The organism is Spongiibacter sp., from assembly GCF_984394615.1.
The window spans coordinates 1-14,026 of record NZ_CFHTQA010000023.1; the positions used below are offsets into that span (position 1 = coordinate 1).

Below are 14,026 nucleotides of genomic sequence, written 5' to 3' on the forward strand. Positions count from 1 at the left end.
CTCCTATACGGAAGCGGCTCCTTGAAACCTGACAACCTATGTCAGGACGGGACACTCGAAACAGCACGGCAACGCTGGCTGAATTTCCATTGGTATTTTTCAAAACCAGCCTCTATGCTCATTATTCCTGCAAGCGATACGTGTTTATCCAGCGCCGTCTTCAGGGAAGCTCAGAAAATCAGCCACATGGGGAAATGAGGCAAGAGATATGATGCCCCTCTCCAAGAAATGCGCGCATGTACGCTTTCTCAGCGGCCTATTTTTTCAATTTCCAGTTATTTGCTAAGGAAGCTCTGCACAACTTCCCTAGACAGGGAGTGATCGTGGCTGAAAAGGAAAGGAAGAAACACGGGGTTTTGGCGTTTATTTTTTCGCTGACCTCGTTTATCCCGATGCTCGGGATATTCATCGGGATTATCTGTATTGTTATCGCGGCGACAGCGAAGAAGTCTAACTCCTTGCTGCTCGGCCTGATTGGTGCTGGCGGGATACTGTTCAGTGTGGTCCTGTACGGTTCCTTGGCCTACAACATGTTCAAGGATGACAACTTCTCGAAGGCCTTTGAGCCTCATGCCAAGAGCGCTATGACGTCGTTGATTAAGCATATTGAGTACTACAAGCTTCAATATGGCTATTACCCTGAGTCGATGGACGCATTGCGAGAGAATTTCAACGAAGGAGAGATGGTCTTTGCCTTCGATATGTCTGCGCCCAGACCTATGGGCGGTAAGCCGCGTGATTTTTACTATGAGGTGATCAATGATGGCAGCAATTATTTGCTGTTCGGTATTGGTCTGGACGAGCAGCCGTTTACGGCAGACGATATTTTCCCGCTGATCGATCCGGAGAAGGACAAGAATATAGGCTGGGTCAGGGAGCCCTGAGCTTCGTTGTTATCAGTCGCCGCCATCGCGCTCGCTTTCGGGCTACGACAGTGGTGCTTGAGTGGAAAGCCATCCGTTTTTAATCAGGAGTTCCCATGGCAGAAATTATTCCCTTAATTGTTATCTTCGCCGTACTGGGCATTGTGCTGTTTGTCATGCTCACCCGACGCGGGAAAGGCATGCTGTTCGGCGGACGTATTATCAAGACTTATGACGGCGTGTCGGCGAAACGCCGGATGATCGCCAGCAAGATCAAGGTGCATGTGATTGATGGCGGTGGTGAGAACAAGGTAGGGCTGGAGCTGGTCACGACGTCGCTGGGCAGCTATCAAATGATGCCCGCCACTCTGCCTGCGGCTGAGGCTCGCAAGTTGGCGGCCTTGCTGCTGGAGGCGGCGGATTACCACGTCAAGCATTGAGGCGTTTCCGGCGAGCATTGAATGTCTATGTTTGCCTCAGGCCTCTCCCTTGGCGGCGTTTACTATGGGAAGAATGCCTTATGAACGCTCGCGCACTCGCGCTGATCATACTGATTCCACTATCTCTTCCTGCTTCAGCGGATGAGCAGGCGACATTGGAGCGTATCAGCACTTGGGTTCGGGAGCTGTTTCCCCTTTCTTTCCCCACCAGTGAGCAGCAACTTGCTGCGTTTGGCGACCTCACTTCAAAAACCGTCTCCAGTTACACCATCAATGGCGGAGGAAATCCCGGCCACTATGTGGAGTGGGGACTTGATGGAATAGTGCTGCGTGCTTTTGTCGCCGAGTCAGCGGCGCCGAATATCTATGTTTACGCGATTGAATTGACCTCGTCGTCCTGGCCGCTGAGTAACGGTATCGCGGTGGGCATGTCGTCGTCGGTATTGGCGCAACTGCCGTATGCGGCCAATGACGGTGACTACGGTTACTGCGGGGTTGCTGAGACCTGTGTCCACTTCATCGTAGAGGATGGTTTCATCACAGCCATTCGTTTTCAGTTCTACATCGGCTAGCGCCGGGGGCTTGTATTTTGTCCATTCTAACGATTTTCGTAATTGGTGATGCCTGAGCCTGTACATTCCGCCGTTTTCCTTTATTTTGCTATGGCTGCCCTGCGTGAATACGCTGTGTTGATGCATTGAGGGCAGCACGGCGCCGACTCGCCGCGTTGGTGGTCATCCCATTGCGGTCGGGCGGGTGGTGATAGCGAGCATAGTGTCAGGACAGCAATGAAGCAGATCGTGATTCTCAAGGTGGGTACGACGTTTCCGGCGACCGGCGAGCAGTTTGGTGATTTTGATGACTGGACGCGTGCCGCGCTGGGTGATGCGCTGCCGGTGCGGAGCGTGGATGTTGAACATGGTGAAGCCCTGCCTGCCGTCGCGCAATGCGCGGGCGTGGTGATTACCGGCTCGCACTCGATGGTTACTGACGAATTGCCGTGGAGTGTGGCGACGGAAGTCTGGTTGCGAACATTGCTGGAGACCGGAACGCCGATTTTCGGCGTGTGCTACGGGCACCAGTTGCTGGCAAAGGCCGCCGGTGGAGAGGTGGGCTACCATCCCCAAGGCAAGGAAATTGGCACGGTGCCCATTGAGTTGCTGCCTGCGGCACAGGACGACGTCATCTTCGGTGACTTGCCTTCCTCGTTCCTTGCTCACGTTACTCACTCGCAGACGGTGCTGCAGTTGCCTCCCGGCGCCACGCGTCTGGCTTGCAATGCCTTCGAGCCCAATCACGCCTATCGACTCGGTGAGGTCGCCTACGGTGTTCAATTTCACCCGGAGTACTCCGCCGCCATTATGCGCTCCTACATTGAGCAGCAGGCCGATGCACTGACGGCGGCAGGCCGTGATGTGTCGGCGATACTCGATGGCGTGGCGGACACGCCCGTGGCGGCGAGTCTGTTACATCGTTTCGTTGCCATGGTGATGCACGCCGCCGATTGAACGCTCCGACGTCAGCGCAATGCGGTGCGTTGCGCGCTATCTTCAGTTTCCCAGCCACCGCCCAGTGCGCGGAATACCGCGACGCCTTGGGTCCCCAATTGCCGCGCTGCGGCCACGCTTGAGCGCTGCGCCTCGATTAATGTGCGCTGGGCATCCAGCACCTCGATAAAGGTGGCGGCGCCCGCAGCATGGCGCTGTCTGGCTAGTGTGTAGGCGGTACTGGCATAGCGCTGTGCATCGGCCAGCGTGGCCTGCTGTTGCAGGGTGGCCTGATAGTGGGTCAACGCCTGTTCCACTTCTTTCAGTGCGGTAAGCACCGTGCCATCGAATTCCGCCAGTGTGGCGGCAATGCGCGCCTCGGCCTGCCGGATTTGCGCCCGCGCTGCCAACTGGTTGGGGAAGTGCCAGGACAACAGTGGCCCGATGCTGAAGGACCAGTGCTCGTTGCTGGGCAGAGTGTCGTTGCGGAAGTAGCTGGCTGACGCGCCCAGGGTGATTTGAGGGTAGAGGCTGGCAATCGCCACGCCGATGCGGGCGGTATCGGCCTTCAGGCGATACTCTGCCGCGCGCACATCCGGCCGACGGCGCAACAGGGCGGCCCCGTCGCCCACGGGAATGCTGCTCAGCAGCGTGGGGATTTGTGCGCAGTCCCGCGCGGCGGCAGGAATGTTGGCGGGGGTTTCAGCGAGCAGGGCCGCAAGTTCGAGCAGGCGACTCTGACGATCGGCGCTCAATGGTGAGAGTGTCGAGGTGGTGGCCGCCAGATCGGCAGCCGCTCGGGCCACATCGAGTTGGGTTGCTGCACCGGCGGTCTGGCGTTGTTGAGTCAATTGCAACTGCTTGTCGGCGATCGCCACGGCCTGCTCGGCAATATGCAGCGACTGGCCGAGACCGCAGGCATCAACGTAAGCGCGGGTGGTTTCGGCGACAACGGCGAGACGGGCGGCATCGCGTGCTGCCTCGATGGCGTCGCGGTCTGCATGGGCGGCCTGCACATCCCGGCGCACTCGGCCGAAAAGGTCGACCTCATAGGCGATGTCCATGCCGCCGCTGTAGCTCCACTGCGTCGGCGCGCGATCGGGGCCGCTCCAAACGCGCTGATCGCGCCCATAACTGGCGCCCGCATTGGCGGTGGTCGACGGCACATACTGGCTGCGTGATTCGCGGAAGCGGGCGCTGGCCTCCAGCAGATTGGCCTCCGCGACCCGAAGGTCGGTGTTGGCGGCCAGCGCCTGTTGAATCAGCGTGTTCAGCGCCTCGTCGTTGTAGAGCTTCCACCAGTGTGCGCTTACCGGCGCATCGCTTGCGGGCCACGGCGTGGTGAATGCCGTGGTCGCGGTGTCGGGCACCGCAGGGGAATGGAAGTCCGGCCCGCTGGCGCAGGCGCTGAGCAGGACCGTGGCTACGACCGCGAGGCCAATAGGCTTAGACATGATTGAGTTCTCCTTCGGCCAGTTCCCGCGCGCGACTGGAGGTACTGGCGGCGCGGTGGTCCTTGGCGATAAAGCTGTAGACAGTGGGCAGAATGAACAGGGTGAACAGGGTGCCGATCAGCATGCCCATCACCACGACAATGCCGATGGCGAAGCGGCTGGCCGATCCGGCGCCGCTGGCAAACAGCAGCGGGATCATACCGGCGACCATGGCCGCTGTTGTCATCAAGATCGGGCGCATTCTCACCCTTGCGGCTTTGCGAATCGCCGTGGCGCGGTCGACCTGGTCGTGCACCTGAATTTCGTTGGCGAACGCCACCATCAGAATGCCGTGCTTGGAGATCAGGCCGATCAGCGTTACCAGACCGATCTGGGTGTAGATGTTCAGTGTGGTGAAGCCCAGATACAGCGGAATCAGTGCTCCGCAGATCGCCAGCGGGACAGTGACCAGAATCACCAGCGGATCGCGGAAGGATTCGTACTGCGCCGCCAGAACCAGAAAGATGACGATAAGCGCGAAGACAAACGACACCATCAGGCGGTTGCCTTCACTGACGTATTGCCGACTGTCTGACAGCCAGTCGATACTCGCGCCGGGCGGGATTTGCTGATTTTGCAGAAACGTCACGGCCTGCCCCATGGTGACGCCGGGCGCCAGTACGGCGGACAGGGTGACCGAGTTCATCTGATTGAATTGCGGCAGGCGATTGGCCTGCGGACGAATGCTCACGTCGATGACCGTGGACAGCGGGATCAGCTCACCGGAACCGGCTTTAACGTAGTACTGGCCGAGCTTGTCCGGGGTCAGGCGCTGGGCGGCGGGAACCTGGGTAATCACGTCGTAGGAGCGGTCGTGCCAGTTAAAGCGGTTAATCAGATTTTCGCCCACCAGAATTGCCAGCGTGTCGGCGATGGCTTGCATGGTCACGCCCAGTTCGCCCGCTTTCGCGCGGTCGATGGATACCCGTGCTTCCGCACTGTCGAAGGCGAGGTCGCTGTCGACGAAAACAAACAGGCCACTGCCCCAGGCTGCGCCTTTGATCTTTTCCATTGCCTGATACAGGGCGGAGAAGTCATCGGAGGAGCGCACGACCATCTGCACCGGCAGACCGCCGCTGCCTGCGGGCAGGGGCGGCGGTGGAAAGATCGCCGCGAACACCCCGGTTAATCCGGCCACGCGGGCGTTCAGTTCACCCTGTATTTCGGCGGAGCTGCGTTCGCGTTCCTGCCACTCCTTGAGGACCACACCGCCGAAGGCATTATTCTGCCCGCCCGCACCGTTCACCATGAAGCTGTTGAGGTGTTCGGGCAGGCTGCTGAAGATATCCACGATCTGCTGTGTGTTGCGCTCGGTGTAGTCGGTGTTGGCGTACTGCGGTGCTTTCACCGAGGTGAAGATGTAGCCGTGGTCTTCCTGTGGGGCCAGTTCGCGTTGGCTGCCGGTGAACAGGACGCCGATGCCGGCGAGCACCACCGCGCCCACGGCCAACACGGCCGGGCGCGCAGACAGAGTGTGGTGCAAGACCCTGTCGTAACGGGCTTCGAGGCGCCCCACGTTCTTCTCGATCAGTTTGGCGAGTCGGCCTTCGTGGACTTTGTCGCTGAGCAGCCAGGAGCTCATCATCGGCGACAAGGTGAGGGCGACGATGCCCGAGACAAAGACGGAACCGGCCAGCGTAAAGGCGAATTCCTTGAACAGGGCGCCGGTGAGCCCTGCGGTGAGACCGATGGGGGCATAGACGGCGGCCAGCGTAATGGTCATCGCGATCACCGGGCCGACAATTTCGCGGGCGCCGATGAGCGCGGCCTTGACTGGCGACAGGCCTTCTTCAATGTGGCGGTGAATGTTTTCGACCACGACAATGGCGTCATCCACTACCAGCCCGATGGCCAGCACCATCGCCAGCAGGGTGAGCATATTCAGCGAAAACCCGAAGGCCAGCATCAGAATCGCGGTGCCGATCAGCGACAGGGGAATGGTGACCACGGGGATAATCACCGCCCGGAACGAGCCAAGAAACAGGAAGATGACCAGTACCACAATGATCACGGCTTCGATCAGCGTGTGAGTCACTTCGTCGATAGAGGCGTTGACGAAGTGGGCGACGTCGAAGTTACTGAAGACCTCTAATCCCGGTGGCGCTGAGCGCTGAAGGTCGGGGATCAAGGCTTTTACGGCTTTGACGATCTCCAGCGGGTTGCCGTCCGGGGTGGGCGAGATTGCCATGGAGATCGCCCGGCGACCGCTGCTGGCAAACGTGGAGTCATAGTTCTGCCCGCCAAGCTCAATGGTGGCGACATCGCCGAGGCGTACCAGACCACTGTCGCTTTGCTTGATGACTAGCTGACGAAATTCCTCAATGCTGCTGGCGTCGGTGCCTGCAGTAATATTGATAACGGTCTCGCTGTCTTTCAGTTGTCCCGGTGCAGCCTGAATATTGTTGGCGCGCAGAGCGGCGGCGACCTCGCCTGCGGACATGCCCCGCGCCGCGAGGCGGTTGGGATCAACCCAGATACGCATGGCGAGGGTCTGTGCGCCGCCAAAGTCGACCGAGGCCACACCGGGAATCGAGGTGACCAGGGGCTGCGCCACGCGCGTGGCGAAGTCGGTGATGATGGGAATCGGCAGCTCTTCTGAGACGAAGGCCAGATACTGCACCGCCGAGGCGCCGTCGGTAATCTTGTTGATCACCGGGTCGAGGGTGCCTTCGGGCAGGCGGTAACTGACCTGCTGGACCTTGGCGAGAATTTCCGTCATCGAGCGGTCGGAGTCGGCATTCAGCACCAGCTTGGCCTTGATTTCGCTGTTGCCCTGAGTCGACGTTGAGGTCAGGTATTCAATGCCGCTGGCGGTGGATACCGCCTGCGCAATGGGTGTGGTGACAAAGCCCTGCATGACGTCCTGAGTGGCGCCGGGGTAACCGGTGGTAATTACGATGGTCGCGCTTTCCATGGCCGGGTATTCCCGAATGGGCAGCGAGTACATGGCGCTGCCACCGACGAGCAGCAGCAGAAGGCTGACCACAATCGACAGGATGGGGCGGCGGATAAACAGATCGGTGAACGCCATGCTTATGACTCCTCAGCCGCGCGGAGTTTAGTGACGGTGACGGGGGCTCCCGGTGGGACTTTCAGTTGGCCTTCGGTCACCACGATATCGCCCACTTTCAGCCCGCTGCTGATCACGACCTGATCTTTCAGGCGTCGGCTGATTTGCACCTGCACGTATTCTGCCTGTCCCGCTTTTTCGGGTTCGGCGCCGCGAACCAGCAACACATTCGAGCCAAATGCCGTGGTTTGAATGGCGGTAGAGGGCACGACGAGCTGCTCCTTCTGCTCGGGCAGGCTCAGGCTGGCGTTGACGAACATGCCGGGGCGAAGGTGCTCGCCGGGATTGTCCAGTTGGGCGCGAATCTGAATGTTGCGGGTGTCGGCACTGATGCGCGGCTCGACCGTGGTGACCGTGGCGGTATAGCTGTTATCGGGCCAGGCATCGCTGACGACCTGAACCTTGCCACCCTGTTGCACCCAGCGCAGTTCCTGCTGAGGTACGGTGAAGTCCACATATAGTTGGGAGGTGTCCGTCAGTGTGGCAATGGTCTCGCCGGGATTGAGGTATTGGCCGAGATCGACCTGACGGATGCCGAGCTGACCGGCAAAGGGCGCGCGAATCTGCTTCTGCGCAATGCGGGCGTCCAACTGCTTGACCGCTGCCAGCGCCTGGTCGCGCTCAGCGGTACGCTGGTCGAGAATTTCGCGGGATTCGGCGCCGCTGTTGACCAGCCGCGCTGCCCGTTTGAGTTGCGCATCGGCGAGCTTCACGCGGGCGAGTGCGGCGGCGCGGTCGGCCTGCTCGGGCGCATCGTAGAGTTGCAGCAGTTGCTGTTCTGCCGCCACGGTTTCGCCTGCGTCAAACCCGATGCTGACCACCCGGCCCGCCACTTCCGGGGCGAGCACGACCTCGCGAACGGCGCGCAGTGAGCCCACGGCATGCAGTGAGTTGGGGATATCGGTCGGGGTGACTCGCATCGCGGCGACGGCGGTCGGCGGATAGGGCTGGGCGGCGGCACCGCCCTGGCGCCACTGCTTCCAGCCCAGCAGCAAGAGGAATACGGCGACGGCAATGCAGAAGCTCAGCAGCGTGACGGTCAGCGTTCGCGAATTCTTGGTTGTTGCCTGTTCGGAATGTGGTGTGCTCATCGTGGTTTCCAGCTATCGGTATTTTCAGGCCGTAAGCACCGGAGCGGCTTGCTGTGAAGTCGCGTTCGGGAACGGTGTGTTATCAACCCCCGGGAGCCAGAGTGACGCTACCGACAGGGTTGCGAAGGGGCGGTAGGTGAGTCGATAGTGGGCAGCTTAAAACCTCAATCTTGGTTTAGGTCAATAGATGGGCTATAAATAAAAAATGGAAAAAAGTCCGCCCAAAGTGGCTATGCAAATGCTCAGCGTGGGGCAGATATCGCAGCGAAGCGGTATTCCGGTGTCGACCCTGCATTTTTATGAGACCAAAGGCCTGATACGCAGTCGTCGTAACGCGGGTAATCAACGGCGTTATCCGCGGCATATTCTGCGGCAGCTCGCGGTGATTAAGGTGGCGCAAAGTCTGGGCTTGTCGCTGTCAGAAATTCGCGAACACATGGAAACCCTGCCGCAGGACGCGCCACCCAGTGCGGCAGACTGGAATCGTTTGTCGTCGATCTGGCGGGAAGAGCTGGAAGCGCGCATCGAGAAAATGACGGCGCTGAAGGACAAGCTGACGGTGTGTATCGGTTGCGGTTGTCTGTCGGTGTCGGACTGTCCGCTGCGCAACCCGGAAGATCGCGCAGCGGAATATGGTCCGGGGGCGAGGGCCTTTGACCCTCAATAGCCGTGTTTACCCGGCGGTTCAGGCGCTGAGGATTTCGTCGCGCAGAGCCGAGTGGGCTGCACCTGGAAGGCGTGGGCCGTATTGCGAAACAACTTCGGCTGAGGCGCGGCTGGCGAGTTTGCCTGCCGTGGCAAAGTCGTGGCCGTGGCTGATGGCGTAGAGGAAGGCACCGGCGAACATATCGCCCGCGCCATTGGTGTCGACGGCATCGACCCGATAAGGCGCAATGTTGTGCAGCGTTTCACCGTCAAACACCAGCGCGCCCTTGGCACCGAGGGTAACGGCGAACGTTTTGGCAACGGCTTTCAGGGCTTCCACGGCATCGTCGATGGAATCGGTCTGTGCCCAGCCTTTGGCTTCGTCTTCATTGCAGAACAACAGGTCGACACCGTTGCCCAGCATCTCGGCCATACCCTCGCGGAAAAACTCCACCATGCCGGGGTCGGAAAAGCTCAGCGCGGTTTTTACGCCGTTCTGTTCCGCCACTTCACGGCCACGAATGGCAGCGGCGCGGCCGGTGTCGGAGGTGACCAGATAACCTTCCATGTAGTAGTAGGCCGAATCGGCCAGTGCTGCCTCGTTCAATTCTTTTACCGACAGCTCGGCGCTGATACCCAGGTGGGTATTCATGCTGCGTTCGGCGTCGGGGCTGATCAGTACCAGACACTTGCCGGTTTGGCCGTGATCGCGGTCGTCGTCGAAGTTGGCGTCCACACCTGCCGCGCGGATATCGTTCAGGAAAACTTCTCCGAATTCGTCATTGGCAACCTTGCAGGAGTAGAAGCCTTTGGCGCCAAAGTAGGCGGCGGCCACTACCGAGTTGCAGCCGGAGCCGCCGCTGGCCTGTTTGGAGTGAACCAGATGGCCTTCGAGCTGGTCCAACAGCTCCTGTTGGCGGGCTTCATCGACCAGGGTCATCAAGCCTTTCTCGACGCCCATGGTTTGCAGTTCGCTGTCCTGGACCTGAATCTCGGTGTCCACCAGCGCCGCGCCGATGCCGTAAACGTGATACTTTTTCATCTTATTTGCCAATAACTTGCCGTAAAGTGCGGCTATTATCCGTGCCCAGACCGGATTTGCAATTCAACGAGAGCTTTTATGCCCAAGAAAAAAACATCGCTTCGTACCCGTCTCCGCGCACTTCGTCCACGGAGTTGGCGGGGCTTACTGCTCAAGTTGACGATTGCCGGTCTGGTCCCCTTACTCATTTTCTTCGCCTACTGCGATGCGCAGGTACGCGATGCCTTCGCCTCTGACCGCTACGATCAACCCGCCAAGGTCTATGCGCGACCGCTGGTGCTGGCCTCGGGCGCGGTGCTCACGGCCTATGAACTGGAAGAAGAGCTGCGCAACCTCGGCTACCGTCGCCTGCGTATGGTCAGCGAGCCGGGCAGTTATCGCCGCGAAGGCGATACCTTTACGATCTATCTGCGGCCTTTCGATTTTGCTGATGGTCGCCGCGATGCGCGCAAGGTCACGGTGACGATGGGGGCAACCACTGTTGGCGTGGTGCGCAACGAGCTGGGTGAGCGGATCGCCGAGGAGCAGCTCGACCCGACGGTGATTGGGGGGGTGTACCCGGATCGTCACGAAGACCGGCTTATGCTGTCTCTGGAAGATGCGCCGGAAATGCTGGTGGAAACGCTGTTGCAGGTCGAGGATCGCGGTTTCTATGAACACTGGGGAATCTCGCCGCGCAGTATCGCCCGCGCCATGCTGGTCAATATCAAGGCCGGTCGCACGGTGCAGGGCGGGAGCACACTCACCCAGCAGTTGGTTAAAAATACGCTGCTCACCAATGAGCGCAGCCTGTGGCGCAAAATGAAAGAGGCGGCGATGTCGCTGCTGACCGAAGTGCACTACAGCAAGGATGAGATTCTCGAGGCCTATCTCAATGAGGTGTATCTGGGGCAGGAGGGGAATCGCGCCATTCACGGTTTTGGTCTGGCCGCCCGGCACTACTTTAACCGGCCGCTTAAGGAACTGGACCTGTCTCAGGTAGCGGTGTTGGTGGGGCTGGTCAAAGGGCCCTCGTATTACAGTCCCTGGCGTCATCCTGAGCGGGCGATCTCGCGACGCAATATTGTGCTGGGTGAGCTGGCGGAAGAAGGCTGGCTGACGGAAGAGCAGTTGACCCTGTGGAAAAAAGAGCCGCTGGGCCTGTCGAAAAGCTCGGCGCTGGCGGGGGTGTATCCCGCCTACGTCGACCTAGTGCGTCGCCAGTTAAGCCGCGATTACGCCAGACAGGATTTACAGAAGAAGGGGCTGCGGATTTTTACGCCTTTTGATCCCACCCTGCAGCGGCGCGCCGAGGCGGCTACCAGCAAAGCTCTGAAGCAGCTCGAATCCCGCCAAAAGGATCTGCAGGTGGCAATGGTGGTCACCGCTGTGAACAGCGGTGATGTGGTGGCAGTTATCGGCGGACGCCAACCGCGCTATGCGGGTTTTAACCGTGCGCTGGATGCCCTTCGCCCGATTGGTTCGCTGGCTAAACCGGCGGTGTACCTCACGGCGCTCAACGAGCCCAACCGCTACACGCTGATGACCCCGCTGCGGGATGAGCCGCTGAGCGTACCGAATGCGGATGGCAGCCTTTGGAAACCGCAGAACTATGGGAAGAAAGCTCACGGTCGCGTGCCTTTGCACGAGGCGCTGTCGCATTCCTATAACCTGTCCACGGCCAATCTTGGCCTGGATGTCGGGCTGAGCAAGGTTATGGAGATGTTCAAGCGTCTGGGTGTGCACCGCCCCTTACTGGAAGTGCCCTCCATGCTGCTTGGCGCGGCGGCGCTGGCACCGATTGAAGTGGCAGGGATGTATCAGACTATTGCGGCCGATGGTCGTTACACGCCGCTGCGCACGATCTATGCGGTCTCCGACGCCGACGGCAAACCGCTGGCGCGCTACCCGCAAAAGCCCCGGCAGGTGATCGATTCGGCGCCGGTGCATCTCTTGCAGTACGCCATGCTGGAAACCATGCGCGAGGGGACCGGCAAGACGGCCTACAATGTGCTGCCCAAAGACTATCGGGTGGCGGGAAAAACCGGCACCAGTAACGACACTCGCGACAGTTGGTTCGCAGGCTTCGCCGGGGATTATCTTGCCGTGGTGTGGATGGGGCTGGATAACAATGCCTCAACCGGCCTGACCGGGGCCAGCGGTGCACTGCGGGTTTGGCGTCAGTTTATGGCCGAGGCCAGCACGGAACAGATGCCGTTTATGCGCCAGTCCAATATCGAGTATGTGTGGGTGGACAGCGAGAGCGGCAGACTCAGTCAATCCTGGTGTGACGGGGCGCGCTATATGCCCTTTATCAAGGGCAGCGAACCACGTGATCGCGGCGGTTGCGCACCCGATGGCGAGAAGATGTTTAACTGGATAAAACAGCTCTTCGATTAAACGACTTGCCGCCGCGCTTATCGGCGCGGCGCGTTGACGACCTCGGCGGTGTAGCCGCCACCGTCAGCGGGTACCAGCCGCAACTGCTGGTTGATGCAGTCGGGAATCTCATCTTCCCGGTGGCTGACAAACAGCATGCGGGTCTGGCCCTGCGCGGCGATCTGATCCACGGCGCCCAGCAGCCGTGCCTTCTGTTCTTCATCAAGGCCGATACAGGGCTCGTCGAGAATCAATACCCGGGGTGATTTCACCATGGCCCGCGCCAGCAGAATCATGCGCTGCTGACCGAATGAGAGGCGCTCAAAACGCTGCTCCCGCAGTGGCAGCAGCTCCAGGGCGTCCAGCCATTGCAGCACCAGTTGCTGTTGCGCGGGGCTCGGGTCTTCGTAAAGCCCCACGGAGTCGAAGAAGCCCGAGGCGATCACATCCATCGCCTTTACGCGCTTCAGACTGTTGAGCTGCATGCTGGTGTTGAGCAGGCCGAACCAGGATTTGATCTCCCAGATGCTCTCGCCACTGCCGCGACGACGACCGAACAGTTCGACATGCTGGCCGTAAGCCTTGTCATTTTCGCCGCACAGCAAGCCGAGTAAGGTGGATTTGCCCGCGCCGTTGGGACCGCTGATCCAGCAATGCTGATCGGGCATCAGTCGCCAGTTGATATCGCGCAACACCGGCGTGCCGCGAAAACTGACCTCAACATTTTCCAGTGCAAACAGCGGTTGATCTGCGGGCCAGTCTATACCCGGCTGAACCGGCAGCGGCTTGCTGAAGTGCGCGCGGGGGGCAAAGCGTTCGCGGGCCTGCTGAACGCTGCAGTGATCGCTGATGCGGCCGTTCTCCATGATCTGTACATCGTCGATGCCGTCGGGAATATCGGCTGCCGACTTGGTGAGCAGCAGTACGGGTGTGGGCGAGGCCACCAGCTCATCCAGCAAGCGGCGCATTTCGCGCTGGGCCTTGGCGTCCAGCCCTTCCAGCGGATTGTCGATGATCAGGGCCTTGGGCGATGAATACAGGGCGCGGGCCAGCAGTGTTTTGCGGCTTTCGCCAGTGGAGATAAAGCGGATGCCGCGATCGAGAATATGCGCGATGCCCAGACGTTCGCACAGCGCGTCAAACCCCGCCGAGGCGGGATGTCCCTGCAGGATGGCATCGCGTACCCGAGTGCCGATATCAAAGGCATCTGCGCGGTTTTCACTGTCATCAAAACGGCGGTCGTGCTCCATCAGTTCCCGGTGCTGATCGAAGGAGATGTGCGCAATATCGCCCGGTGCAATGCCGTCGGCATAGTGGCGCTCGCCGCGGTTGGGACGCAGTTGGTCGGTAATCAGTTTTGCGAGGGTGGTTTTACCGCAGCCGTTTCCGCCGAGTACGGCAATGTGCTTGTGCGGCGGCCACTGCCAATCAAAGTCGTCGAGAATGGGGTCTAGCCGATAGGCAAAACGGATATTGTCGAGTTGGACGAGGGATTCAGACATGGAAACTCAGGCGCGCTGTGAAAGTCGCAGGCGAC

The 14,026-nt window shown here is 59.9% G+C and carries 12 protein-coding genes; 7 read left to right on the forward strand and 5 right to left on the reverse strand.

The window, feature by feature from the left end:
* The 5 genes from AC5DB9_RS09965 to AC5DB9_RS09985 all read left to right on the forward strand — a co-directional run.
* Window positions 1–198: hypothetical protein (locus tag AC5DB9_RS09965; RefSeq protein WP_483151577.1), on the forward strand; the 198-nt coding region annotated here is incomplete at its 5' end.
* A 38-nt stretch (window positions 199–236) separates the two neighbouring features.
* Window positions 237–884, forward strand: coding sequence for a hypothetical protein (locus tag AC5DB9_RS09970; RefSeq protein WP_272992045.1), 648 nt, complete (start codon window positions 237–239; stop codon window positions 882–884).
* A gap of 95 nt (window positions 885–979) precedes the next feature.
* Window positions 980–1,303: a hypothetical protein gene (locus tag AC5DB9_RS09975; RefSeq protein ID WP_272992047.1), complete on the forward strand. Its 324-nt coding sequence runs from the start codon at window positions 980–982 to the stop codon at window positions 1,301–1,303.
* 80 nt (window positions 1,304–1,383) lie between these two features.
* A complete protein-coding gene (locus tag AC5DB9_RS09980; RefSeq protein ID WP_272992049.1) occupies window positions 1,384–1,875 on the forward strand; it encodes a hypothetical protein in 492 nt (163 codons plus the stop codon).
* Between the two features lie 216 nt (window positions 1,876–2,091).
* Window positions 2,092–2,811 carry a glutamine amidotransferase gene (locus AC5DB9_RS09985; RefSeq protein WP_272992051.1) on the forward strand — a complete coding sequence of 240 codons (720 nt, stop codon included), beginning with the start codon at window positions 2,092–2,094 and terminating at the stop codon, window positions 2,809–2,811.
* An 11-nt stretch (window positions 2,812–2,822) separates the two neighbouring features.
* Here the strand turns inward: AC5DB9_RS09985 and AC5DB9_RS09990 are convergent, their stop codons facing one another.
* Genes AC5DB9_RS09990 through AC5DB9_RS10000 form a run of 3 tightly spaced genes read right to left on the reverse strand, consistent with a single transcriptional unit; the run spans window position 2,823 to window position 8,444 of the window.
* The gene (locus AC5DB9_RS09990; protein ID WP_272992052.1) at window positions 2,823–4,244 is read right to left on the reverse strand and encodes an efflux transporter outer membrane subunit; all 1,422 of its coding nucleotides are present in this window, start codon (window positions 4,242–4,244) and stop codon (window positions 2,823–2,825) included.
* Window positions 4,237–7,314 (reverse strand): efflux RND transporter permease subunit, encoded by a 3,078-nt coding sequence (locus tag AC5DB9_RS09995; protein WP_272992053.1) that lies wholly within the window; start codon window positions 7,312–7,314, stop codon window positions 4,237–4,239. The genes AC5DB9_RS09990 and AC5DB9_RS09995 overlap by 8 nt, the downstream gene beginning before the upstream one ends.
* A 2-nt stretch (window positions 7,315–7,316) precedes the next feature.
* Complete coding sequence (locus AC5DB9_RS10000) at window positions 7,317–8,444, reverse strand: efflux RND transporter periplasmic adaptor subunit (protein WP_272992055.1); 1,128 nt, start codon at window positions 8,442–8,444, stop codon at window positions 7,317–7,319.
* Window positions 8,445–8,649: 205 nt separating this feature from the next.
* Between AC5DB9_RS10000 and soxR the strand changes: the two genes are divergently transcribed.
* Window positions 8,650–9,111: a redox-sensitive transcriptional activator SoxR gene (soxR, locus tag AC5DB9_RS10005; protein ID WP_022957936.1), complete on the forward strand. Its 462-nt coding sequence runs from the start codon at window positions 8,650–8,652 to the stop codon at window positions 9,109–9,111.
* An 18-nt stretch (window positions 9,112–9,129) separates the two neighbouring features.
* Here the strand turns inward: soxR and AC5DB9_RS10010 are convergent, their stop codons facing one another.
* On the reverse strand, window positions 9,130–10,131 hold the full coding sequence (locus AC5DB9_RS10010; RefSeq protein ID WP_272992056.1) for an adenosine kinase: 1,002 nt from the start codon (window positions 10,129–10,131) through the stop codon (window positions 9,130–9,132).
* 78 nt (window positions 10,132–10,209) lie between these two features.
* Here AC5DB9_RS10010 and mrcB point away from each other — a divergent pair, with 78 nt between their 5' ends.
* Entirely contained in the window at window positions 10,210–12,510 is a 2,301-nt protein-coding gene (mrcB, locus tag AC5DB9_RS10015) for a penicillin-binding protein 1B (RefSeq protein ID WP_051151241.1), read from the forward strand.
* A 17-nt stretch (window positions 12,511–12,527) separates the two neighbouring features.
* Here mrcB and AC5DB9_RS10020 read toward each other — a convergent pair whose 3' ends face one another.
* Window positions 12,528–13,991 carry an ATP-binding cassette domain-containing protein gene (locus AC5DB9_RS10020; protein WP_272992057.1) on the reverse strand — a complete coding sequence of 488 codons (1,464 nt, stop codon included), beginning with the start codon at window positions 13,989–13,991 and terminating at the stop codon, window positions 12,528–12,530.
* Window positions 13,992–14,026: the final 35 nt, after the last annotated feature.